This window comes from Acidimicrobiales bacterium, assembly GCA_040219085.1.
Lineage (GTDB): Bacteria > Actinomycetota > Acidimicrobiia > Acidimicrobiales > JAVJTC01 > JAVJTC01.
Genome location: JAVJTC010000021.1, coordinates 39,804 through 65,293, shown reverse-complemented (window position 1 = coordinate 65,293; position 25,490 = coordinate 39,804). Strand labels below are relative to the sequence as shown.

The window sequence follows — 25,490 nt, the reverse complement described above, 5'->3', positions numbered from 1 at the left end:
CCCCGCTCACAGCGCCGCCTGGAGGCTCGGCGGCGTCCAATCGTGGACGTGCCGTACGTCCCAGCCGTTGGCTGAGAGCCAGCGGTCGCGCTGTTCATCACGTTCTAGCGTGATGGCGATCCGCGGTGTCGGCCATGCCGCCTCGAGCATCCACCCTGAACTGTCGGGGTCCTCGACCTCGTAACCAGCGATTGGCATTTCGGCGCCGGAGCTGATCACCGCAGCTAGCAGGGGGCGTACGAGTGGGCTGAACATGTCTAGATCATCGGACCCGTGGTCAGCTGCCTCGCCCAGGATCTCCCGCAGGAGGAGGATTGCATCGCCACGCGCCAGCTCGTCGTGGAACAGCTGGTTCGAGTACGTCCGCAGGCAGCCATAGCAGGACTCGTTCTCGGCGCACTCACATGACTCGGCTACGGCGAGCGCCTCTGTGAACAGTGCTTCGAGGTCCTCGAGAAGGAACCGTGCGTAGCCCGCTCCACCCGGAACAGCGTCATAAAGGATCAGGGCGGGCGGTTCGGACCGGGAGTAGATGTGCAGCGTCCCGTCGACGTCCCGAGCGGAGATGCCACGCCGTGCGGCCCCGGCGAGCACGGCATACAGGAGGCTGCGCATCGCGTTCGCGGACCAGAGGCGCTTGTTGATGCCGCCGAATTGGATCTCTGCGACGTCGGTGAGGAACTCGTGGCCGATTCCGACAGGGGTCAGTTGGCCGTCACACTCCCGGCCGGGGAACCGTGGATCGTTGTGGGGCTTCGGCTTGGCCCGCTTCCCCTGGGGTGCGACGTCGCCGTGCCCGCACCGGCTGCAGATCCGAAAGGGGCGGCGCCCCGGGCCGCGGTTGATGGCGACGATCCGTCCCTGGCGGCTCGCCCGGTACCGCACGAGGGCACGGCCGAGTCCGTCGAGTTCGGTGAAGTCGGGCACGTCGGCGCCGTAGGCGCCGAACCATGTGTCGATCATCGACGAGCGCAAGGGGCGGGATTCGCCGGTCTCGCCCTTCTCGGTGCCGACGAATCCGTAGAGCGGATGGACGTAGCGGCCGCCGTCGCTCGCGTCGGTTCCTCCGCAGTGCGGACACGCCGGTTCCACCTCGTGGAGGCTCGATCGGAACCCGCCACACTCCTTGCATTCCCGCCAGCTGTAGCGCGGCAGGGCATGCCCGGGCCTCGTCTTGAGACCGATGGAACGCCAGGTGTGCTTGCCGGCGACCACTTCAGCGCCCGGTGCGTAGGTGCCGATGGCGAGTCGCAGGTCGCGCTGCAGTTCGAGGTTCGCCGCGACGCTGCTGCCGGTTCGCCGTAGGTCGAGTTCGACGACGTCGACGGGGAATCCGTACTTGGGAAGGATGTTCCGACTGCTCAGGAAGCCGAGGAGTTGACGGCCGGTGAGCGTGTTGTGCAGCCTCCGGAGCGCGTTGATGGGGCGCTCGTTCTTCTCGGCGAATGCGTTCTCGATGAGTTCTTCGAGGTGGCCGATCTCCTCCCGCACTTCGTGCTGGGTTCGCCCCAGCCATCCGAAGGCGGGCTCGTCCTCATGCTCTTCGGCGAGCGCCCCCACCCAGTCCCAGCTCCGTACACCGATGCGGTCGGCGATGGTTGCCGGGGTGATCCGCTCGATCGCGTCCCCAAGAGCCTCCGGCTGTGTCCCGAGCCATTCGACGAACTCGATGTCGGCAGGGGTCGCGCCTTCGTCCCCGGTTAGGAAGAATTCCCCAACGTTGTGGTGGGCCGGCCGGCCTGAGTCCACGACGGCGCGCTCGAACGCGGCGAACGCAACGGAGTGGATGTGGCGCCGGACGATCGGTTCGTTGTCGATGATGATCACCGGCGGATCGATCGTCCCCTCGATCATTGGGGTCGGGTCGTCGAAGTGCTTGCGGTCGTGGGAGCGCCGCTGGGCGTAGGTCACCACGAGCGCCGCCGAGTCGATGCGTCGGCCGGCCCGTCCGGCCCGCTGGACGTAGTTCGATGCCTGCGGTGGCACGTTTCGGAGAAGAACCGCCTGGACCTCGCCGACGTCGACACCGAGCTCGAAGGTCGTCGAGCAGCTCAGGATGTTGAGGCGGCCGTCTACGAAGTCGTCCTGGATCTGGGAGGCCTTCTGAGTGGCCCACTGGGCGGTGTGTTCCTGCACCGCCATCCCGATTGGCTGGATCGACCGGTAGAGCTGCGCGTAGTGGTTCGAGTCGAGCGCTGCGCCGTCCTCCGGACCGAGCGTGCCGTCGCACCGCCACCCGGGGCAGACGTCGGACACCGAGTGCCACCAGATGCGCATGCAGGTGCCGCACCGGCGAGGGATGTGATCCGCACGCCGGGCCACGAGTTCGATGCGCTCGTGGTCGAGACGCCAGGTCGTGCCGGTCTTCGAATCGTTCTCGCTGAGCAGGACGTTGGACCACAGGCCAGTGGGCGTCGTGAGCTCGTCACGCCACAGCCGCTGCAGCACGTCGACCGGGTCAGCGTCGATGCGCCGGGCGGCGAAGATCTTCCTCAGGAGGTCCGTGCGACTGTTGACCGAGCTTCCCGATGGCACCCAGCCGATCACGCCGTACTCGGCTCCCTGCTCCCGGAGTCCGATCTGGCGGTTCCGAGGTGCGAACCTCTCGTCACGGATGTCCACCTGGCTCGGCATCGTGATCGCCGTCGCCTGGCGGATGGTCTCGAAGAGCGCTCGGAGTAGCTCGGCCCCCTCGTCGCGGTCGAGTCCCAGGGCATCGAGGGTTGGTGAGCTCTCGAAGCGGCGAGGGAACGCAACCGTGATGTCGGCGAGGCCCAGACCGTCGAGGCTCTGGCGCCGGTCGATGGCGATGAGCTCCTGGACGACCCACTCGGCGGCGACTCGCCGGTTGTTCGTCCGGCCGTCGTCGCGGTCGAGGACGAGAGCCTTCTCGGCCGCCTGATAGACGTGGTCGATGACGTCCGGCACTCGCGGCGCGCCGTGATCGTCTGTCATTTCCTCGATCGCGTCGGCGATCAGACGGCGCGCCGTCGACCGGCCATACGTCCTCTCCAGATACGGCGCGAAGTAGGCGGCGTCCTGGCGACTGTCGGCGAAGACGAGCAGTTTGCGCCCCTCACCGATCTCCGCCTGCTGACGACGGTCGCTCGAAGGGGGAGTCGCCTGATAGAGGGCGGTTGCGACCACCGAAACGGGTGCATCGGTACCCGTCAGCAGCCGCATCACGATCTCGTTCGAGGTCCAGGAGCTGCACGCAGCGCAGCGGTGCAGTTGTTGGCCCCTCTCAGGAACCCCGATGTGCTGCACCCGGATGCGCCCCTCACCGGCTTCTGTCGTGACTGACCCGGTCGGGGGGTCGAAGTAGGTTGCCGTCGCGGATTCGAGGTCGCCCTCGAGTCCGGCGATCGAGTCGTCGTCGACGTCGGCGACGGAGTCTGCGAGTAGTAGGTAGTCGTGACTGGTCGATCGATCACTGACGAGCTCCAGCCGATCTCCGTTTCCTCGGTCTCGAATAGAGCCGACGAGATACTCGATCCCGCATCGTCGGCAGACGCCGAGCTCGGCCATCGCAGAACTCAGTCCCGCCTTCTCGCAGGCTGGGCACGAGTCGTGGCGGGCAAGGAGAAGACGGGGATGTCCCTCGGGGTGACCGCGATGGAGGCAGAGGAAGCCGCCTTCGAGTGATCCGACCCAGAAGTGGTAGCGGGCGGGGATGAGGGGAGCGTCGGCGCTGTCGTGTCGGGCGGCGATGGCGAGGTCGATGAGGTCGACGAGGGCCTCCGAGGCATCCCCGTAGTCCGGGAAGACTCGTCTGGCCACGTCATCGAGCTCGACGCCCCCATCGTCCTCGAGGATCCTCTGAACGGCCAGGACGTGGGTCTCGTTCCGAAGCAACGTCGCCAGGAAGACCTGCGGAGAGTCGGTGGGCTGTGGAGCCGTCCCGTCGCCGGCTATCGCAGCGAGTTCTGCCACTCCGGCTCCCGCCCTGAACCTCTGCCGGAGCTCGCGGATCGTCTCGACATCGAGCGTTAGCGAGCCGTCGCCGACCGCGAGTGGCCTCCGCTCGGCGACCACGATGTCCTGTCGCTCCGGGTCGTCGGCCTCCCAATCGAACGTCTCGTCGAAGAGAGTGGAGGCGAAGCGGACGAGGTCCGGGTAGTCCTCTTCGCCCTTGCCGAGCGTGGCGCTGGTGGCAAAGCACTGGATGCGGCCACGCTCGCTCCTCAGTACCCGGTCGCGCAGGCGGCGCAGGAGCATGCCGACCTCCGCTCCCTGCGCCCCGCTGTAGACGTGTGCCTCGTCGAGGACGAGCGCCCGCCACAGCTCGGCACCGGGCCCATCGAAGAAGGGGCTGTCCTGGGGGCGGAGCAGCAGGTACTCGAGCATCGCGTAGTTGGTGATGAGGATGTGTGGGGGCCGGTCCCGCATCTCTTCGCGGGAGATCATCTCGTTTTCGATGCGGGGCTCGTTCGGGTAGCGGGCCCGAAAGTCCTCCTCCGCTTTCGACGCCTTCTCCTGAGTTTCCCCTACGTACCGGCCGAAGCGGATCTCCGGTGCCGGGGACAGGAGGCGACGGAGGCGCTTGACCTGATCGTTGACGAGGGCGTTCATCGGATAGAGCAGCAGGGCCCTCACGCCCGGACGCTCGACCGTTCCCTCCTCGATCTCCCGGAACAGGTCGTTGATGATCGGGACGAGGAACGTCTCGGTCTTGCCCGATCCGGTGCCGGTCGAGACCACAAGGTTCCGCCGGTCGACGACGGCCTTGCGGATGGCCTGCTCCTGGTGGACGTAGAGCGGCCGATCCTCGGGGAGCTCGTCGCCGAAGCGGCCGAAGAGCTCGGACAGCACTCCCTCGGCGACGAGGCCGGCGATCGGCGCGCCGTTCTCGAATGGCGCCGAGGCCTCGAGGTAGGGGCCCTTCGTCAACGTCTTGTTGCGCAGCGCGCCGATCAGCTCACCAGCGAGATCCTCTCGCTGGGGCATGAACGTGTCCCGCAGGTAGCTCTCGTAGCGCCGGCTGATCGTCTTCGCCGCGTCGAGCGGATCGAGGGTGACCGTGGTGGCGGTCATGAGTCAGTCGGCCGCAGATCGAGCTGACCGGTGGCGACGAGGTGCAGGAGGAGGGCGATGATGACCTGCCTTTGGACGAGGAGCGGCGCGAGTTCTGCGAGTTCCCAGAGTGCCAGGCGTCCGCGGGCCTCGTCGCCGCCGAACGCGACGAGGTGGAGCGCCGCGGCGGAAGCGGCGTGCGCGACGTTGCCGGTCAGGGGGCCGCAGAGGCTGCGCCCCGACTTCAGCGCTTCGACCGCGAACTGGGGGACGTTGAACCTCTCGCATGTCTTCGATCCGGCCAGGTCGCCATACCGCCGGACCCAGAGTTCCACCGGCTGTCGATCGGCCACGGTTCTCATCAGCCAGTCGAGCTGGGCGGTGTGGAAGAAGTCGGGTTCGAGGAGTCGCGGTGGCGGAGTCGGTTCGAGGGCGAGTTCGTCCCGAAGCTGGGCGAGCGTGAGGTTGACGAGTTCCGGGTCGTCACGTGCAAACAGGCTCGGGCTTGTCGGCGACGGCCTCCAACCGGTCTGAGCTGTCCAGCGGTCCTGCGCAGAGGAGTCGCGTGGTCTGTCGATGGCGGCAGCGAGCAGCCGGTTCGTCTCCCAGAGGTCTTCGAGTTCTCTCTGCCCCAGGTCGATGGCAGGGATGTCGACGGCGGATGTGATGGCGAGCAGTCCGAGACGCGTCCGGTCGGTCGGGCTGAAGTCTCGTCCGTGACTTTCCGCGGTGACCACGCGTGCGAAGAGGTCGTCAGGTAGGAAGAGCGCCTCCACCGCCTTCTCGGCTCTCGAGACGGTCTCCGGCTCGAGCCGACGTACCGCCGCTTCGATCACGGCGAACAGTGCCGGAGCGTGAGGAGTCACGTCGTCATCTGAAAGGCGGCCGATCGCCTTTGTGCCTCCGACGATCTCTGTGATCGGACAGGGCTCCGGATCCGCGCCATCGATCTGGATCTGCGTCGTGGCCGGGTCACCGTGCGATGGCAGCCTCCGATCCCGGCCGTCCGTCGCGACCTCGACCACGTAGCGCCCCGAGACAGGGGTCTCGTCCATTTCGAGCCTGAGCTCGCCTTCGCTGGACGTCTCGCCGGCGAATTCCGTCGGTGGTTCCCACGGGCGATCGAGAGACCAAAGTCGGATCGTGTGGTCCGCCGGGAAGGGCTCCTCGATGAGCACGGAGAGGACACTGGCGCCGGCCTCCGACACGACATCGGCCGCCACGGACAGCACCCGGTGGATCGAGCGGATGTGGCAGACGTCGAACATCCGGCCTGCCACGTCCACCTGGAACGTCAGGTCGCCTTCATGGTGGCGAGCGGTGTCGCTGAAGCGCTCGAGTCCGAAGCGCCAGCGCCCCTGGGCTTTTCCCGTCCTCGTCCGGTCGCTTTCCTGGAGGAGAGCTCCGCCGGAGTCGGTGAGACGTATCGCGGTGCTGGTGGAGATTCCCGTGCGCACGAACAGCGATGTGGTCGTCGCGTCGAAGTCGTCTCGGTCGACGATGATCGGCGTCGTGTGGAATCCCTCGTGGGTGGCTGTGGCGGACCCGAGGGACCAGGCGAGACGCGGAATTCTTACGCTCAGCGCTCGGTCGATTCCACCGCGCGCTGCGACTATCTGGGCACTGGAATCGCCGGGCGGGAACGCGATCGTTCCGTCCGAGAGGCCGACCAACTCAATGGACTCGTCTGCCCTCAAGCCGACACGAAGCGCCGCCCGCGGTTCGACGACCGACGTCGGGCGGTCCAACTCGAGGCCCGGAACCACGACGATCTCAGTCCGGAGGTCGGTGCCGAGTGGGCCGATGATCCGGATGGTCACCTTGCCGAACACGTTCTCCGCTGCATCCGCGATCCGGTAGAGGCCGGGCGCCGCCTCGGTGACGTCGGCCAGTGTGGTCACCGTCTCGGTGCCCTCGACTGTCAGTTGGACACGCACCTGCTCGGGCGTCGTCGTCGATGCCGAGACGAGTGGCAATTCGTCGAAAACCTGTCGGCCGCTGGCGTCGGTGACTCCCGTGACGCTCGATCCGTACAGCTCTATTCGCCGGCTCGCGGCGGTTGCCGTGATCGTCGCCACCTCGTTGTGGAGAACCGTGTCGTAGACGGAGATCCGTCTCACCGTCCGGAGGTCGAGGGTCGCTGACCGGTAGGCGCTCCAGACGCCGAAGAGTTCGGGGTGTTCCTCCGAAGGGACAGCCGAGCCCGTCATCGCATCGACGCGGAGCTCGATGCCGGCCGTGTGCACGACGGTGACGTGGTCAGTCGTCACCACGTCCTGACGGTCGAGGAGGACGCCTGTCTCGTAGTCGAAGAGAAGCACGGGTGAGTCGAGGGAGAAACTCTGGCGCCGGTCAACTGCTCCACCTTGGAGCGCGTCAACCCGCAGGGCACGGTTCGGTTCGATGTCGACGGACCTGTTGCGGATGCCGGCAGAGAAGCGGTACTGCTCGCCGCCCGCAGCGACAACCCACTCATCGATCCGGTGAGCTTCGGGTAGGACCAGTTGGGGTCCTTCTCCTGACCAGGGGTCGAACTCCACCCATGGAACCGGCGACTTCGGAACGGGCGTCGACGCTCGGGTATGACTGTCGAGCTCGTCGTACTCTTCGTCCACGAAACCCGGCAGGCCGAAGTCCCGGCTGGTGAGGTTGGTTCCCTTCGCCCTGGCCGTCAGATAGTCGATGTAGCGGTCGATGATGTCGAGAGCGACCTCGTCGCCGCGCTCGATGAACCGTCGGACGGGTGTACTCAGCCCGTCCATTCCCGTCTCTGTCTGCCGCCACGTGATCAGCACCTCGGAGGCGCCGCGGGCGCCCTTCTTCATCTCGTCGATCAACTCGGTGAGCAGTCGGCCGCAGCCGGGCCGGTTGACCATGGCGTGAGTGAGAATGGGAGTGAGGTTCCGGCGGGCTCCGCCGCGCACGAGATCGTCGAAGGTCTCCAGCCCGAACTTGACGAGCGCATCACGGAAGCCCTTGCCCGTGGCGCCCTGGAGCTTGCCGTCGTCCGTGGCGAAGGGGACGTATGGCCACAGTTCGCCGCCGTCCGCGTGCTGTGCCGCGGTCGCGACGAGGTAGTAGGCGAGAGTCGCGGGACTCGAGCGGGCGAACCCCGCGACGGCGAGCTCGTTCGCAACAACGCCCTCGGCGATTTCCCGCGCCCGCTCGTAGAGGGGCCCCTCGACGTCGACTTCGCCGATGAGTCGTACGCCCGCGAGTAGGTCTCTCAGGTGCCGTTCGAACGCCACCGGTTGGAGCGCCGATACGTCTCTGTCGTCATCCACGAGCGTCATTCGATCCGCCTTGCCTTCCCTTCGCACCGTCGGTACGGGAGTGCCGTGACATGTCCCGTCGGCATGCTCTGGGCTCATGTGAGTATCGCGAACCCGGCAGCAGCGCGCCGGAGTCGCCTTCCCTCCCGGCGCTGGTCGTGTTGCTACGGTGGCCCGATGGAGCGAGTCAGGCGGCGCGAAGTGGTTCCAACCGGGTTGTCACGAATGCCGGGTACAGACACCCCGACATGGTTCTGAGCCTGGCCACTCGATGAAGACCACCCCCGCCGACCTTCTTTCGCTCATCGCCCCGGGCAGCCTCGTCGAGGTTCGCGACGAGGAGTGGCTCGTCCGCCAGACCCAGCAGACTCCCTCCGACGGGATGCTCGTCCGTTGCCTCGGAACCTCCTCGTTCGTCCGTGATACCGAGGCCACCTTCTTCACCAACCTCGACGTCATCACGCCCCTGAGGCCGGAGGACACCGAGCTCGTCGCCGACCACTCACCCAACTTCCGGACGTCCCGCCTCTACCTCGAGGCCGTGCTGCGCAAGACCCCGCTCCCGGCAACTGAGACCAGCCTCGCCGTCGCGCATCGCCAGCTCCTCGACGAGCTCGAGTATCAGCGCAAGGCCGCTCACAAGGCCCTTACCGGGCTCCGCCCCCGCCTCCTCATCGCCGACGCTGTCGGGCTGGGCAAGACCCTCGAGGTCGGGATGATTCTCTCCGAGCTCATCCGTCGTGGTCGGGGAGAGCGGATCCTCGTCGTCACCCCCCGCCACATCCTCGAGCAGTTCCAGCACGAGCTCTGGACCCGGTTCTCGATTCCGCTCGTCCGGCTCGACTCGGAGGGCATCCAGCGTCTCCGCCGCAAGATCCCCGCCAACCGCAATCCGTTCACCGTCTACAAGCGGGCGATCGTTTCCATCGACACCATCAAGAACGCCGGCCGCTACCGCCACCACCTCGAGAAGATCCGCTGGGACGCCGTCGTCATCGACGAGTGCCACAACCTCGTCAACAAGGGCACCCTCAACAACCAGCTCGCCCGGGTCCTCGCCCCCGCACCGAGGCACTCTTGCTCACCAGTGCGACGCCCCACAACGGCGACCCTGAGAGCTTCGCCGAGCTCATCCGACTGCTCGACCCGACCGCTGTGGTCGATGCCGATGATTTGACGGGTGACGACATCGCCCACCTCTACGTCCGGCGTCACAAGGCCCACGAGGAGGTCGCTCACGAGCTCGGCTCCCAGTGGGCCGAACGCAAGGAGCCCCAGCCGATCACGGTCGACGCCAGCCCGGCCGAGAACGCCATGTTCGCCGAGCTCGCCGACACGTGGACCCACCCGGTCGAGGGGAAGTCCCCGTCCTCGGGTTCGGGGTCGTCGCTGTTCCCGTGGACGCTGTTCAAAGCGGCGTTGTCGTCACACCTCGCGCTGCTTCAGACCGTGGAGAGCCGGCGCAAGACTTTGGCCCGGGCCGCCGATGAGGACGGCGGGCTCACCGCCGAACAGGCGGTCGAAGACGAGGCCCTCGAACGGCTCGGTGCCCTCGCGGCGAAGATCGAGGACGACTCCTCCTCCAAGCTGGCCGTTCTCGTCGACAACCTCCGTGGCATCGGTGTGGGGAAGGGCTCCGATATCCGAGTCGTCGTGTTCTCCGAGCGGATCGCCACCCTGCGCTGGTTGGCCCGGACGGTCCCGCCGATACTCGGGCTGAAGACGGACCAGGTCCTCGAGCTCCACGGCGGCCTCTCCGACGTCAACCAGATGGACGTCATCGAGCAGTTCGGCCTCTCCGGCGCCCCGGTCAGGCTTCTGTTCACCGGCGACATGGCCTCCGAGGGCGTCAACCTCCATCGCGAGTGCAGCCACCTCATCCACTTCGACCTGCCCTGGTCGCTCATCACCATCGAGCAGCGCAACGGCCGCATCGACCGCTACGGCCAGACGGAGCGGCCCGATGTCCGTGCGCTGTTGCTCACCCCTGACCACCCCGCGTCCACCGGCGATGTCCGCATCATCACCCGGCTGCTCGAACGCGAGCATCACGCCCACCGCGCCTTCGGGGAGAGCGGGTCGCTGCTCGGCCTGCACGCGCCGGATGCCGAGGAGGAGCAGGTCATGAAGTGGCTGCGGGACCGCACCCGGCCCGACGACGCGGACGCGCTCATCCCGGACGAGCCGCAGAAGGCCTTCGACATCATGACCCTGCTCGCAGGCACCGTCGGCGGCGACCAGGTCCCGACCTACCGCCCGCCTTCCCTGTTCGATTCGGACTTCGCCTTCGTCGACGAGGCCCTCCACGCGGCCTTCGTGGACCCTGTCACCGAACTCGACATCCGCACCGACGACAAGGACCCGTCGTTGCTCTCGCTCGAGCCACCGAGGGATCTCGTCAACCGCCTGTCGGCACTTCCGCAGAGCTACCTCACCGAGCAGAGGATCGCCGAACGCCTGAAGGTCACGGCCTCGCCCGAGGTGGCGAACTCACAGCTCGACGAAGCCCGGGCATCGACCGAGTCCTCGTGGCCCGAGGTCAGCTTCCTCTCCCCGCTGCACCCGTTCGTCGACTGGCTGGTCGACAAGGTTCTTGTGGACATCGGCCGGAACCAGGCCCCCGTCATCGTCGCCAAGGTCGACCGTCCGACCTATCTCGTTCAGGGCATGTACTCGAACGGCCGGGGCCAGCCCCAGATCGTCGAGTGGATGGCCATCAGCCCCGACGACGAGCGCGTCGATGACATGTTCGAGGCCCTCACGGACGCCGGCGTCACCAGCGGAACCCCGAACCCCGGGACCGAACTTGGCACCGACCCGCTCGAGGCACATCTCGACGCCGTCGTCACCATCGCGCGAGACGAGCTCGCCCGCCGCAGGACCGAACACGACCAGAAGATCGAAGACCTCCTCGCGGAACCGGCGGAACGCCTCGCCAGCTGGAAGAAGCGCCACGACCAGCTCTCGCTCGGACTTGACGAGAGACGGCGTCGGGACCGTGAGAAGTACGCCGGGTCGGTCAGGGACGACACCGAGGAGCTCATCGAGTCGATGCGCACCGAAGGCGAGCCGCTCGTTCGTGTGGTCGCCGTCCTGGTGGGGAGAGGCACGTGAGCTTCGACAGCATCACAAACCGGGGTGAGTTCTTCTCCAACCACTACCTGGACGCGGTCATGGGCAGCGACCTCGGTGATCTGCGTTCGAAGTGGAAGGACGCCGAGGACTCGGGTGAGGAGTCGGCCAAGTCCCGCCTCCGCAAGCTCAGCGCCAGGTTCTTTGAGGCCCGGGCTGCGGCGTCCGAGGCGCACGGCACCAACAACCGCGATGCCAACCGCGATGCCCTGAAGGCGCTGAACGACGTCGTCCTGACGGCTCTCGGGTTCCCGCCCAGCCGGGAGGAGCTCACACTCGTCCGCACCACCACCGACGAGCTGAGGGTCTCGGTGGCGACGAACGTCGAGACGGGTACCGGGCTCCAACTCGTGGCGCTCGATGCCGGGTTCGCCACCGAAGTCGACGACCTTTTCGACGAGACCGAGGGCGGTGCCGGAACCCTTGCGGATCCTCTGTGGCGCGAGGGCGACAAGAGGTCGGTCCGCTCCGCAGCGGACGCAGTCGGCGAGATCTTCTCGTGCGACGAGCCCCCGAGGTTCGTGCTCGTCTGCGGCGGGCGGATCGTGATGCTCGCCGAGCGGGCCAAGTGGGCCGAAGGTCGGTTCCTTGCCGTCGACCTCGATCTCGCACTCGAGCGGATGGACGACAAGAAGGCCGGCGAGATCGAGACCATCGCCGCGCTGTTCTCGTCGGATGCCCTGATCGCCGACGACGGCCAGGTCGTCCTCGACGAGCTCTCGGAGAACTCCCAACGGCACGCCGTCGGCGTGTCCAAGGAGCTGCGGCACGCCATCCGCGAGTCCATCGAGATCCTTGCCAATGAGGTCATTGACCAGCGGCTCACGGCGAAGCGGGGGGTCTACGACGGCCCGAACGCCATCAAGGCCGACGATCTCACGCGCCAGTCGCTTCGCTGGCTCTACCGCCTCGTCGTCCTGCTCTACGCAGAGTCCCGGCCCGAGCTCGGTGTCCTCCCTGTCGACGACAACGAGTACATGGCGGGCTACTCACTGGATCGGCTCCGGGAGCTGTGCCTCGTCGACCTCGACACCGAGCGGGCACGTAACGGCTCCCACCTCCACGAGTCACTCCGGCTGCTCTTCGAGCTCGTCAACCGTGGCTACCACGCCGACCAGGCGGAGCAGTCCTTCGTCTTCGATGCAGGGGCGGATGATCAGCGGTCGCATGAGGAGTACCTGCTGTTCCCGGGGCTCGACGCCGCACTGTTCGAGGAGAAGAGCACGGAACTCCTCGACACGGTCACCCTCCGCAACGAGGCGCTTCAGAAGGTGCTGGCCTTGCTGATGCTCTCACCCGAAGGGAAGGGCAAGGACCGAGGCTTCATTTCCTACGCCCAGCTTGGCATCAACCAGATCGGCGCCGTCTACGAGGGCCTGATGGCCTATACGGGCTTCTTCGCCGACCAGGACCTGTACGAGGTGGCAAAGGACGGAGACCCCTCCGATGGGACCTGGGTCCTGCCAGTCGAAGACGCAGGCGAGTATCCGGACGATGTCTTCGTGATGCGGGAGGACCCGCTCTTAGAGAAGAAGGAGGAGCGGGTCCGGCACCCGAAGGGAAGCTTTGTCTTCCGGCTCTCCGGCAGAGACCGCCAGCGGTCGGCCAGCTACTACACGCCCGAGGTCCTGACCCGGTGTGTCGTCAAGCACGCACTGGCCGAGCTGCTCGGTACTGACGACTACGGCCCCGAGAATGGCAGTTCGGGCATCACCGAGGCCCGTGACATCCTCGACGTCACGGTCTGCGAGCCTGCGCTCGGTTCCGGAGCCTTCCTAAACGAGGCGATCAACCAGCTCTCGGAGATCTACCTCAAGCGCCGCCAAGCCGAGCTAAGTGAGAGCCTCGATCCGGAGACCTACCGGCGCGAGCTCCAGAAGGTGAAGGCCCACTTCGCCCTTCACCAAGCGTACGGCGTGGACCTTAACGCCACGGCGGTGGAGCTTGCTGAGATCAGCCTGTGGTTGAACTGCATGTACCCAGGTCTGAAGGCACCCTGGCTTGGGCTCCAGCTTCGAAGGGGTAACAGCCTGATCGGGTGCCGCCGCGCGACGTGGCGGCTGGGCCAGCTCGGCGATCGACCTTGGGCGAGCACCAAGAAGGGCGATGTTCAGCCGCCCGTCGACCGTCCCCTGTCAGAAGGACCTTTGGACGCAGACGAGATTCACCACTTCCTCTTGCCCGGCCACGGGTGGGGAGCAATCGCCGACCGCAAGGAAGCGAAGGAGTTGAGGCCGGAGGAGACCGAGAAGCTCAAGGCCTGGCGGAAGCGGATCCTTGCCGCTCCGAAGAGGCCCGACGGCGCTCGCCTCTCAGCCCTGGCCGATGCAGTGGAGCGGCTGTGGGTCGCTGCAAGCGAGCGGGTTCGCTTGACGCAGGAGGCGCTCCGTCGACCGATCGAGGTCTATGGCGTCTGCGTCGGACCACGAGAACAGGCGGTCTCCCGAGCCGAAGCGGAGTGGATCCTCACGGACCGTGAATCCCCGCTCGGGCGACTCCGCCTGCTGATGGATGCTTGGGTGGGCCTGTGGTTTTGGCCACTTGGCGAGGGTGTTGAGCCGCCATCTTGGGACGAGTGGCTCGCCGCTGCCGGCGAGATCCTCCGGCTTGATGCCGCACCAGGGTCAGCAAGCGAGCCCCAGCTCTTTGACGACGTGAACACTCTGGTCGAGGCTGACGAAGGCTTCGCCCGCGTTGGGTCGTCAACGCAGGACCTGCTCGACCGAAGCGAGTGGCTCCGCACGGCTACGAGCGCGGCCCGCCGCGAAGGGGCGTGGCACTGGGAACTAGAGTTCTCGGACCTGTTCAGACGGCAAGCCGGGTTCACCATCCAAGTCGGAAACCCGCCATGGGTTCGTCCGCGATGGTACGAGGCACTTGTCCTCGCCGAGCAGGACCCATGGTGGGTGCTGTCAGACGAAAAGGACCAAGGCCGACTTCAAGAACGACGAGAGGCGCAACTCCGTCGCCCCGAAAGCGCTGCACACTACTTGACTCAATTGTCTTTGACGGAAGGCTACTTGGCGGCGCTGTCGTCAGCTCTCATGCGGCCGATAGTGACCGGCCTCCAGGCCAACCTGTTTATGGTCTTTATGGACCAGACGTGGCGTAGCTGTCCGCCCAGGGGCGTAGTTGGACTCCTCCATCCCGATACGCACATAGCTGACCCGAAAGCGGGACGCCTGAGAAGTGAATCGTACCATCGCTTGCGGCGTCATTTCGTATTCCAGAACGAGCTACAGCTTTTTGAGGACGTAGACCATCACACGGAGTTTGCAGTCAACGTCTACGGGAGTCCAAGTGATATCGACTTCATACATATGGCGAGCCTCTTCACGCCGCAGACTCTCGTCGACTCGCTCGTCCACGATGGTTCAGGGCCTACGCCCGGCATTCAGCACACCGAGGGCGGTTGGGATACTCGTGGGCACGCTGACAGAATCGTGCAAGTCGATGAGGGAGTCCTGAGGAGCTGGTCTTCGCTCTTTAGCTCTTTCAGCGACAGTCCGGTCGAAGCGCGCCTTCTGCGAACCGTCACGCGTCAGGATGCAGCGACGCTTGCCTCGCTCGCCCGCTATGGTCACGTTCTCGACGATGTCGACTGCTTCCGCAGTTCTGGACTTCATGAGAAGGGTGCAAAGACTGATGGGACGATAATCAGGCGCACGGGACAAGCCAAGGACTGGAGTCGTGTAATCCTTCAAGGACCGCACCTTTCAGTTGCGTCCCCATTCTTCAAGAATCCGAATGAGAACTGTAAGAACAACCTTGACTACACGGAATGGAACCTGGAAGATCTGGGTATTAATCCTATTCCCCGGACCAACTATCAGATCACATGTCAGAAGAGCGTGTTCGAGTCCCGTCTCAACTCCTGGGAAGGGCGCATTGAGACTGACTTCTGGCGGTTGGCTTATCGAGCGATGACTAGTCCCAGTCTAGAACGGTCGCTGCATGCAGCAATCATTCCGCCGGGCCCGGCCCACGTCAATGCAGTGCACACGATTGCCTTTGAAGATGTAACCCAGACGGTGGTAACGGCCGCTCTATGGTCTAGTCTCTTGATGGACTTGAGAGTTCGTATGATCGGCAAGTCAAACATTCAGGATACGACTGTGAGCAGGTCGCCCGCCATCGTTCGTAGTCAACTTGTTCGGCCTTTGATCTACCGAGCCCTGCGACTTAACTGCCTGACCGATGTCTATGCGCCGCTTTGGAACGAGCTTCTCGATCCTGGCTGGGCGGATGAGTCATGGGTGCTTGAGGGGTATGACACAGCGCCAGCGAGTGTCGCCACTAATCCCTGGGATCTAGCGACGCCTCTGAGGCGTGATATTGACCGGCGGCGAGCCCTGGTCGAGTGTGATGCCTTAGTTGCGATTTGCTTGGGGATTTCGGCAGACCAGTTGACATCCGTGTTTCGGACAAGCTTTCCAGTCCTGAGGAAGTACGAGAGCAGGACGGTATTTGACCGAAATGGCCGAAGGATCTCGGCCCACCACCAAGCAGCAGGCGTGTTGCAGGCGGAAATTCAGGAGATGGCGAAGGCAGGTTCGCTTCCAGACGACTGGAAACGGATCTGGGCACTCTACGAGACCTACGAGGAAGAGCCGGAGGGGGTCGACTGGATGGGCTACTACGAGCCGCCCTTCTACCGCCCGGACCGTGAGAGGGAGATGACCCAAGCCTACGAGGAGTTCCAACGGCGGCTGGAGGCCGGGGAGTACGACTGATGCCCTCCCGCACGGACTACGCAGGCCTGTCGTTGGCCGAAGCGCTGCTCGGCCTCGCAGAGCGTTACTCAGAAGGACGAACCCGCCACATCTCTCGCGACGAGGAAGACCTGGTCGTGAGGGCCGCCGACGTTCTCGATCGGGAGGCCCCGGAGCTCCGGGCGTTCGCATGATCCCTTCTCTCGTCGTTGGCGACATCCGGAAGGCACTCGTCGAGTACCTGGCCAGCACGTTCGCACTGTCCGACGACGAGGTTCGGGACGCGCTCTCGCAGTTTCTTGCCGATGGGCGTGAAGGCATTTTCCGCGGCCCCTACCTCCGCGTCCGCACTCCCTACCTGCCCGTCGGCGGGACCTGGAAGTCCCCGCTCGAGTGGAACCGCGATGGGTTCATCCCGTTCGCTCATCAGGCCGCTGCGTTCGAACGGCTGGCCTCAGCCGATGGAGGCGACCCCGAGCCGACGATCGTCACGACCGGAACTGGCTCCGGGAAGACCGAGTGCTTCCTCTATCCCATCCTTGACCACTGCGCGCGTGAGAAAGCGAAGGGGACGCAGGGGATCAAGGCGCTGATCCTCTACCCGATGAACGCGTTGGCCAGTGATCAGGCCAACCGTCTTGCCGAGCTCTTGTGGACCGAGCCTGGACTCGCCGGTGTGACAGCGGGCCTCTACGTCGGCGGTACGGGACGACACAGCTCCGCCGGCGAGGACCACCTCGTGGATCAGCGAGAAGTGCTGCGTGCTAACCCGCCGGACATCCTGCTCACCAACTACAAGATGCTCGATTTCCTGCTCCTCCGACCCGAGGACCGGGACCTCTGGGCCCTGAACCAGGCCGACACCCTCCGCTACGTCGTCCTCGACGAGTTCCACACCTACGACGGCGCTCAGGGCACCGACGTCGCGATGCTGCTCCGCCGTCTCGGCCGGACCCTCGGCACGGCGACGCCCGACCGGCCACTCGGAACGGCCGCACCGGTAGCCACATCGGCGACGCTCGGCACCGGCGCCACTTCGATCGCCGAACTGCGGGACTTTGCCGGCAAGGTGTTCGGCGTCGACTTCGACGAAGAGTCGGTCATCACCGAGCGGCGCCAGAGCGTCGAGGAGGCACTCGGCCCGATCGACTTCAACCTGTCGATTCCCGCGGTCGACGAGGTCGTCGACGCGACCGAGCTCGACGAGGTGGCCGCGGCCTTCTGCCGCAGGGTCGACACTGAAGAGTCCCCGACGGTCGACGATGTCGTCGCGCTCGGTGAGGCTCTCTTGGCTCATCCACTGACACGGGCCGTTCTCGCCGCTGTCGGCGAGCGTCCCCGCAGCTGGGCCCAGACCGTCCAGGAGGTGGTGACCCGCGCACCCGAGTGGGGCCGTGTGGCGATGACCGACCCAGGCCGGGTCGAACAGGCCCTCAGCCGCTTCCTCTGGCTGCTCTCGATCGCACGGCGCCGACAGGGATCCCAGTTGCGCCCCCTGCTGTCGGTCGAGGTGCAGCTGTGGATCCGTGAGGTGTCCCGCCTCCTCCGTTCCGTCGACGACACACGGCGCTTCCGGTGGCGCGACTCGGCGGCCCTCGGTCTGCCCGGCGACGACGAGGACGGGTCACCGCCGGTTCTCGAGCTCCCAGCCGTCTACTGCCGTCGCTGCGGCCTGTCCGGATGGATGGCCGTCCAGTCAGAGCTCGGTGACACGCTCATCACCTCCGCCGAGACCATCTACCGAGCGGCGGTCCAGCGGAAGCCGACGGTACGCGCGCTGATAGGGGGGAACCCCGAAGACCCGGCCGTCTCGTGGTTCGACGCCCGATCCCGCTCGCTCGTCGAAGGGCCCGACAAAGCTGTCGTGGCCGTGCACGTCACCAAGAGCGAGGACGACGCCAAGAACCAGACATGCCCGGCATGCGACGAACGCGACGCCATCCGGTTCCTCGGATCGCAGGTGGCCAGTCTCGCCTCCGTGTCGATCAACACGATGTTCGGATCGCCCCACGTCGCCGACGAAGAGCCCCGGCTCCTCGCCTTCACCGACTCCGTACAGGACGCCTCCCACCGCGCCTCCTTCTTCGCCGGACGGACCCACCGCATCAACCTGCGATCGCTCATGGCCGGGATCATCCGGGAGAGGGTGGAGGTCTCGCTGGCCGAGCTGGGTGACGAGCTTCATGTAGCCGCTGCCACACAGCATGACCGCTATGCGCTCATCCCGCCCGATCTGATGCGGGACCCTCTCGCCCGGACCACCTGGAGCGACGAGCCGGATCCCGCCGGGCTCGAGATGCTGCGCCGGCGTCTGCGCTTCGAGGCCGACATCGAGTTCGGGCTCCGGTCCCGGGTCGGTCGGACCCTCGAGCTCTCCGGCGTCGCCGCAGCCACGGTCGACCTTCCGGACCTCGACGCCGTACTCAGCCTGCTCGCCGAGGACCTGCGAGCGGTGCCCGGCGACGACTATCCGGCCGACGCGCCCTTCGACACCTGGCTGCGCGGCCTCCTGGAACGCCTCCGGTTGCGGGGCGGCATCGACCATCCGTGGCTCCGCCCGTACGTCGAGGACGACGGGCGGCTCTGGTTCGTCTGGGGAGGCCGGCCCGGCGGTCTGCCGCCGTTCACGCCCGGTCAAGGCCGGCCGCTCTTCTTCACGACCGCCGGGAAGGGGGACTTCGACTCGCTCACCGCGAGGGGTTCGACGCGGACGTGGCTCGTCGACTGGACGGTGCGTAGCCTCGGCGTCGAGGACCCGGTTGCCGCCACGATGCTCCAGCGGGTGATGGCCCTTCTGGCCCACCAGACCGAGGCAGTCTCGGAACGCCAGACGAAGGCCGGCAAGGTCTACGCGCTGGCCGCCGAGGCGATCACCATCCACGACCTCTCGTCGGACGACGACCCGGTGGGCGTGCGATGTGGTCTGTGCGGTTCACGCCACCCCGCTCCGGTCGCCGTTGTCGACACGTGGCTCGACACGCCGTGCCTGCGCTACCGGTGCACCGGCGCCTACGAGATCGACCCGCCGCCCCCACACCGCTTCTACCGGGACCTGTATCGCAGTGGCGTGACCCGGCGTGTGGTGACCGGGGAACACACCGGTCTGCTCGATCGCCAGAACCGGGAAGAACTGGAGGACGCGTTCCGCTCCGGGACCGCGCCCGACTCGCCGAACGTCATCGTCGCCACACCGACCCTCGAGATGGGCATCGATATCGGTGACCTGTCGGCCGTGATGTTGACCTCCGTCCCGCCGTCGGCCTCGTCCTACATCCAGCGGGTCGGGCGAGCCGGGCGCAAGACCGGCAACTCACTCATCACCACGTTCGTCACCGCTGACACCCACGGCCTCTACTACCTGGCCGAACCCGAGGCGATGATCGCCGGCGACGTCCGGCCGCCCAACTGCTACCTCGACGCCGCCGAGACTCTGCGCCGTCAGTACACGGCCTACCTGTTCGACCGCGTGGCGGACCTCTCGATCGACGCGCCGCCGATCCAGCCCCAGATCCGCTCGCTCATGGCCGCCGGCATCGACGAGGGTTCATTGCTGCGTCGCATCGTCGAGGTGTCCGCGCTGGACCCCGATGCGGTGGCCGGATTCCTCGACTTGTTCGGAGACCGTCTGAGCGACGAGACCGCCGATCGGCTCAGGGACTGGGCGTCGAGCGGCATCGAACAGACCATCAAGGCCGCAATCGACCGGTGGCGCGACCACGAGCGGGACCTGGTCAACCGGCAACGCCGTCTCACCGAGGGGATCGACCGGGCGACGGAAGCAGGCGAGGAATCTGAGGTGGTCAGCTCACTGCTCGGTCAGCGCACCGTCGTGCGTCGGCTTCTGGCTGACCACCGGAACCAGTACACGCTCAGCGCGCTCGAACGGCTCGGAATCCTGCCCAACTACACGCTGGTCGACGACACGGCGACGCTCACGGCCACGCTGTGGTGGACCGACGCCGAGGGTGAGTACGAGTCCGAGAGCACCGAGTACGCCCGGGCAGCCGGCCTCGCCGTCCGAGAGTTCGCACCCGGTAACAGCTTCTACGCCGGCGGCCACCGCCACGTGGTCGACGCCCTCGAGATCGGCACCGCGGACGAGCCGCTCTACGAGACGTGGCGGCTCTGTCCCGACTGCGGGTTCGGCACCCTCGAAGGCGAAGAGCCACCCACGGCGTGTCCGCGATGTGGCGCTGCTGCCATCCTCGACGTCGGGTCTCGCCAGACGCTCCTGCCGATGAAGGCGGCGCTGTCCACCGACTCCGAGGAGCGGGCTCGCGTCTACGACGAGCGGGACGACCGCGACCGCGAGAACTATGAGACCCTCACCAGTGTTGACATCGACCCGGCCCACACCAGCGGGTCATGGCGTCTCGGCGACAAGGTCTTCGGTGCCGAACGGGCCGACGTCGCACGACTCCGCACCTACAACTTCGGCTTTGCCGAGCGCCCGGGGGATCGCATCCCGATCGCCGGCGCCGACCGCCACGTCACCGGCTTCGAGATCTGTCGCCACTGCGGGGCCGCTCGTGACGCCCGCGACGACAAGAGAGGTGAGCGCCCCGACCGCCTCCACCAGGGCTGGTGCAAGGTGCGGTCCGGTGCAGCGCGCGAGCGGTGGGACAGCATCGTCCTCTACCACGAGCTCGAAACCGAGGCCGTCCGGATGCTGCTGCCGGTCTCGATGTTCGAGATCGATGAACGGCTCGTCAGCTTCAAAGGGGCGCTGCTGCTCGGGCTCCGGGCCGATTTCGGCGGCGATCCCGACCACCTCGAGATCGCCCGGACCGACCTCCCGAACCGGGGCGGTCAGGGCCGCCGCCAGTTCCTTGTGCTCTTCGACAACGTCCCCGGCGGCACCGGGTACCTCAGCCGCCTCGCCGACCCCGATCGGTTGCGGAGCATCCTCACGTCTGCTCGTGAAATCGTCTCGAAGTGCCCCTGCCAGGCTGAGGGCCGCGCCGCGTGTCACCGGTGCCTGCTCGGCGTGATCGACCGGTGGGAGTACGACCTGGCCCGGCGTGACCTCGCGATCGCCCTCCTCGACGACCTCCTCGGCGACTGGAACCCCGAGCCCGTTGCCGCCCTCGCCGACATCGACATCGGCGCAGTCGAGGAGTCCGAGTTGGAGAGGCGCTTCAAGGTGGCGCTGCGGGCATGGGCCGGCAAGGAGGGCGACGAGAAGGTCACATTGAAGCCGGTGCCCGCCGACAGCGGTTCGGAGGCATTCGAGCTACGGCTGACCGGCCCTGATGGTCAGGCCGTCCGCTACAAGATCGAGGAACAGGTGGACGGCATCATGACCTCGCCCAACACCGTCCCGGACTTCGTCATCACCCGGCAGGACGCCAAGGCCCCGAAGGTCGCCGTTTATCTAGACGGGTTCCAGTTCCACGCCTCCAGCGACCACAACGTGATCGGCCAGGACGCCGCGAAGCGTGCGGGCCTGCGTTCGACGGGGATGCTGGTGTGGAACCTGACCTGGGACGACGTGGAGGCGTTCCACAGCTCGGTGGAACAGGAGTTGTCGAAGGAGCCCCGGCGTCGGCGGCTGTTCGGACCGGGAGCGAGAAACAAGGCGAAGGTCGTCCAACAGCAGAACCACGGCCGCCTCGGCATCGACGACGCCGAACGTAACCCGTACCAGCTGCTGTTGCAGTACCTGGCTGACCCCGACGGCGACGCATGGGAGCGCCTCGCGTTGTCGCTGTGCGCGGGCCTGTGGGCCGATGCTGCTCCGCAACACCTGCCGGAGTCCGAGTTGGTGCGCGTCGGGGAGGCCGTCTTGGCCGGTCAGGCCGTCGACTTCATCCCGGGTGAAGGCGCTGTCGTCCTCGCCCGGCCGGTCACCGAGAATGACCTGGTGCTTGCTCTGCTGTTCGACAGTGCGAAGTCCACCGAGGAGCGTTGGGCGGTGCTGTCGATCCTGCCCGACGACGACGAGACCGTCGCGTCCGACGAGCACCGGACGCGCTGGCAGGACTGGCTCCAGTGGGCGAACCTGGCACAGTTCATCCGAGGAGTGGGACGCGACGTGGTGATCGGAACGGCGACACAAGATCTGGAACCCTTCGACGAGCTCTGGATCGCCGCGCACGCATCGTCTGCGGTCACGGTTCCCGAGGACGAGTCGCCCGTCGATGAGGTCGAGCTGACCGCCGAGATGGAAGAGGAGCTGGAGTTCGTCGTGGACGACGCAGTGCGGACCCTCGCGCGGGTGGCATTGGCTGCCGGAGCCCCTGTGTTCACCGCCGGCTACGAGACTCAAGACGGCGATGCGCTCGAGGCCGCCTGGCCCGAGCAGCGCATCGCCGTCGTCCCGGACGAGGTGGACATCGCCGTCGAAGGCTGGGATGTCCGCTCCGCCGGGGACTGGACGGTCGACGAGCTGGTCGAAGCGACGAAGGCGAACGGCTGATGGCCACGCTCGCGTTGTCAGTCGAGATGCTCGGGCAGTTCGCGAAGCTCGAACGTCGAGCACAGACCAAGCTTGCGGAGATAGCGGACACCTTCCAACGCTGTACCGCCCAGCAGCTTCGGGACCTGAAAGGCCTCCATCTCGAGGCCTACAAGGATGCGGCGGACCCCCGGGCACGGACGATCCGCATCGACGACAACCATCGCGGCATCGTCTTCGACGCAGGTGACGACGAGCACTACGTCCTGACGTCCATCGGCACCCATGACGAGGTGGACAGGTGGATGCGCCAGAACACCTTCCGGGTGAACGAGGTGACCGGCGCTTTCGAGATCCTCAACCTGGTCGAGATCGAAGAAGCCGTGGGTCGGGTGTCCGAACCCGAGCCCGAAGCCGACCGTCTCTTCGCCCACCGCGAGGACAAGGACTTCACCAACCTCGGTGTCGACGGGGATCTTCTTCCGGCGGTGCGGGCACTCACCACCGAAGGAGAGTTGGAGGCGCTCATCAGCGTTCTTCCCCAGACCGTCGCCGAGGCGCTCATCATGTTGACCGGCGACGACACCGTCGAAGCTCTGTATCGCGAGCTCGCCGGCAGCCTGGTGCCCGGTGAGGTCGACACCGCCGACGTCGCCGCCGCGCTGAACGCGCCAGCATCACAGAAGTCCTTCCATGTGGTCACCGATGAGGACGAGCTCGCCGAGATGCTGGCGCTGCCGCTCGCGCAGTGGCGGACGTTCCTCCACCACACGCAGAAGGAGGTCGCCTACCGGCCGAGCTACTCCGGACCGGCCCGGGTGACCGGTGGCGCCGGAACCGGCAAGACCGTTGTTGCCATGCACCGAGCGAAGCACCTAGCCGAGCAGCTGGACGGAAGCGGCAGCGGCAAGCCCATCCTGTTCACGACCTTCACCCGGAACCTGGCCCAGGTGATCGAGCGGGAACTCAGGCTCCTCGGCGGGTCGGATCTGCTCGAAGTCATCGACGTGATCAACGTCGATGCGCTCTCGCACCGCATCGTGCAGGGAGCGGAGGGTTCCGGCCCGGGGAAGATCCTTGATTCGGACCTGCGGGAGGTCTGGCAGCAGATCGTCGATGACTACGGAATCGACCACACGCCCGAGTTCCTCGCCGCAGAGTGGGAGCACGTGATCCTTGCCCAGGGGATCGAATCACGGGATGAGTATTTCCAGGCGAGCCGGGCCGGCCGCGGCGTCCGACTCGACCGTCGCAGTCGGGCGAGGCTGTGGAAGGCGGTCGAGGAACTCAAGCGCCGCCTCGATTCCAGTGATCAGCGGTCGATGCTCCAGCTCGCCGAGGACGCCGCCGGCTACCTGGCGAATCGGAGCGTCAAGCCGTACCGCCACGTGATCGTCGATGAGGCTCAGGACCTCCACGAGACGCAGTGGCGGATGCTGCGGGCGGCGGTGGACGAGGGGCCCGACGACATGTTCATCGTCGGTGACACGCACCAGCGGATCTACGACCGGCAGTCCTCCCTCGCCAAGGTCGGCATTCACATCGTCGGGAGGTCCAAGAAGCTGCGAATCAACTACCGGACCACCTTCGAGATCCTGCGCTGGTCCCTGAATCTGTTGGAGGGCGAGAGCTTCGACGACCTTGATGAAGGGGCCGACACCCACGAGCTCGCCGGCTATCACTCGTTCCTCTCCGGTCCCGAGCCGATGGTCGAAGGGTTCGGGTCACGCAAGGAGCAACTCGATGCCCTCGTCGAGCGCGTGAAGCGGTGGCACGAGAACGGAGTAGCGCTGGAGGACATCGGTATCGCAACCCGTGCGGGTGGGTCACATGAGACGATCCAGTCGGCCCTGAAGGCCGCCGGGTTCCCGTCGCTGAAGCTGAGGAGTGACCTCGTCTCCAAGGACGGGGTGCGGGTGGCAACGATGCATCGGATGAAGGGGCTCGAGTTCCGCTGCGTCGCCCTGCCCGACGTGGACGCGAACTCGGTTCCGTCGCAGAAGGCGATAACCGCTGCAGGGGTCGACCGGCTCCAACATGACCTCGACGTGAAGCGGGAGCGTTGCCTCCTCTACGTGGCGTGCACCCGAGCCCGTGACGACCTCTGGATCGGCTGGGCCGGCAAGCCGAGCGAATTCCTCCCATGAACGACACAGAGCTCGGGGGCCTCGAGATTCAGTTCTTCGATCCCGAGCGCGACCGGTTGATCTGCGAGCTCGACTACGGCCTCTGGGCACCTGAAGTGTGGCGAATGATCTCCACCGGGAGCGGGCGTTACCGGTTTCCGGGACCGCCCGGCAGCCTCGACGCGGCAGTCGCCTGGTATGGCCCGATCACCTCGATCCTCGTTGTCTCCCTCGGATGGTCGGACCCCGGGACGGGGCTGAAGGTTTGGTACGACCAGGGCCGCCCCGACTGGGACATCCGCTTTCAGGTTCTCAACCGGCTCTGGGGCGACCGACTGGACTACTACGCGGCCTGGCTTTGGAAGTTCGGGGCCGAATACCTCGCTGGCAAGCCGTGGCTCGACGGTTCGCTGACCGAGCGAGTGGATGTTGACCAACGCTGGTTGCGCGGGGTGGAAGAGAGAGCGCAAAGGGAATCTCATACACCACTCCTCGGTGGGAGCGACGCGCTTCACCTCTCGATGCACCTGCTTGATCCGCCGAACGGATTCCCTGGGGACCCTTCCTCCGGAAGCCCTGGCCTCGTTATCGGCGAATCTTCGAAGCGAACGATGGTCTTCTTCGCTCGGAGCTTGAGAACCGTGCTGGAAGGGATGGATGCGGTTCGGAGTGAAATGCCGAAGCGGTCCGACGGGAGGTCGTGGCGGGTGCACGTGGTTGCCGAGGACGTCGGCCGACTCGGCGAATTTCGACTGTCGCGTGAGAGCGGCCGCTGGTTCTCTGGGCGCCATCGCTATCACCAGATGGGCATCACCAACGTCGATCACGCTTAGGAGGC

At 66.2% G+C, this 25,490-nt stretch carries 9 protein-coding genes; 7 read left to right on the top strand and 2 right to left on the bottom strand.

Annotated features, from left to right (window positions below):
- Positions 1-6 precede the first annotated feature (6 nt).
- Positions 7-5,034: a DEAD/DEAH box helicase gene (locus RIE08_09015; protein ID MEQ8717738.1), complete on the bottom strand. Its 5,028-nt coding sequence runs from the start codon at positions 5,032-5,034 to the stop codon at positions 7-9.
- The gene (locus RIE08_09010; protein ID MEQ8717737.1) at positions 5,031-8,297 is read right to left on the bottom strand and encodes a hypothetical protein; all 3,267 of its coding nucleotides are present in this window, start codon (positions 8,295-8,297) and stop codon (positions 5,031-5,033) included. Before RIE08_09010 ends, RIE08_09015 begins: the two co-directional genes overlap by 4 nt.
- A 259-nt stretch (positions 8,298-8,556) precedes the next feature.
- Between RIE08_09010 and RIE08_09005 the strand changes: the two genes are divergently transcribed.
- The 7 genes from RIE08_09005 to RIE08_08975 are packed head-to-tail and all read left to right on the top strand — an operon-like array spanning position 8,557 to position 25,485.
- Positions 8,557-9,462 carry a DEAD/DEAH box helicase gene (locus tag RIE08_09005; GenBank protein ID MEQ8717736.1) on the top strand — a complete coding sequence of 302 codons (906 nt, stop codon included), beginning with the start codon at positions 8,557-8,559 and terminating at the stop codon, positions 9,460-9,462.
- The gene (locus tag RIE08_09000; GenBank protein ID MEQ8717735.1) at positions 9,363-11,399 is read left to right on the top strand and encodes a helicase-related protein; all 2,037 of its coding nucleotides are present in this window, start codon (positions 9,363-9,365) and stop codon (positions 11,397-11,399) included. The genes RIE08_09005 and RIE08_09000 overlap by 100 nt, the downstream gene beginning before the upstream one ends.
- Complete coding sequence (locus tag RIE08_08995; GenBank protein ID MEQ8717734.1) at positions 11,396-16,150, top strand: hypothetical protein; 4,755 nt, start codon at positions 11,396-11,398, stop codon at positions 16,148-16,150. The genes RIE08_09000 and RIE08_08995 overlap by 4 nt, the downstream gene beginning before the upstream one ends.
- Complete coding sequence (locus RIE08_08990) at positions 16,150-16,323, top strand: hypothetical protein (GenBank protein MEQ8717733.1); 174 nt, start codon at positions 16,150-16,152, stop codon at positions 16,321-16,323. The genes RIE08_08995 and RIE08_08990 overlap by 1 nt, the downstream gene beginning before the upstream one ends.
- Positions 16,320-22,547 carry a DEAD/DEAH box helicase gene (locus tag RIE08_08985; protein ID MEQ8717732.1) on the top strand — a complete coding sequence of 2,076 codons (6,228 nt, stop codon included), beginning with the start codon at positions 16,320-16,322 and terminating at the stop codon, positions 22,545-22,547. Before RIE08_08990 ends, RIE08_08985 begins: the two co-directional genes overlap by 4 nt.
- Complete coding sequence (locus tag RIE08_08980; GenBank protein ID MEQ8717731.1) at positions 22,547-24,673, top strand: AAA family ATPase; 2,127 nt, start codon at positions 22,547-22,549, stop codon at positions 24,671-24,673. Before RIE08_08985 ends, RIE08_08980 begins: the two co-directional genes overlap by 1 nt.
- A complete protein-coding gene (locus tag RIE08_08975) occupies positions 24,670-25,485 on the top strand; it encodes a hypothetical protein (GenBank protein MEQ8717730.1) in 816 nt (271 codons plus the stop codon). Before RIE08_08980 ends, RIE08_08975 begins: the two co-directional genes overlap by 4 nt.
- The last annotated feature ends 5 nt before the right edge of the window (positions 25,486-25,490 follow it).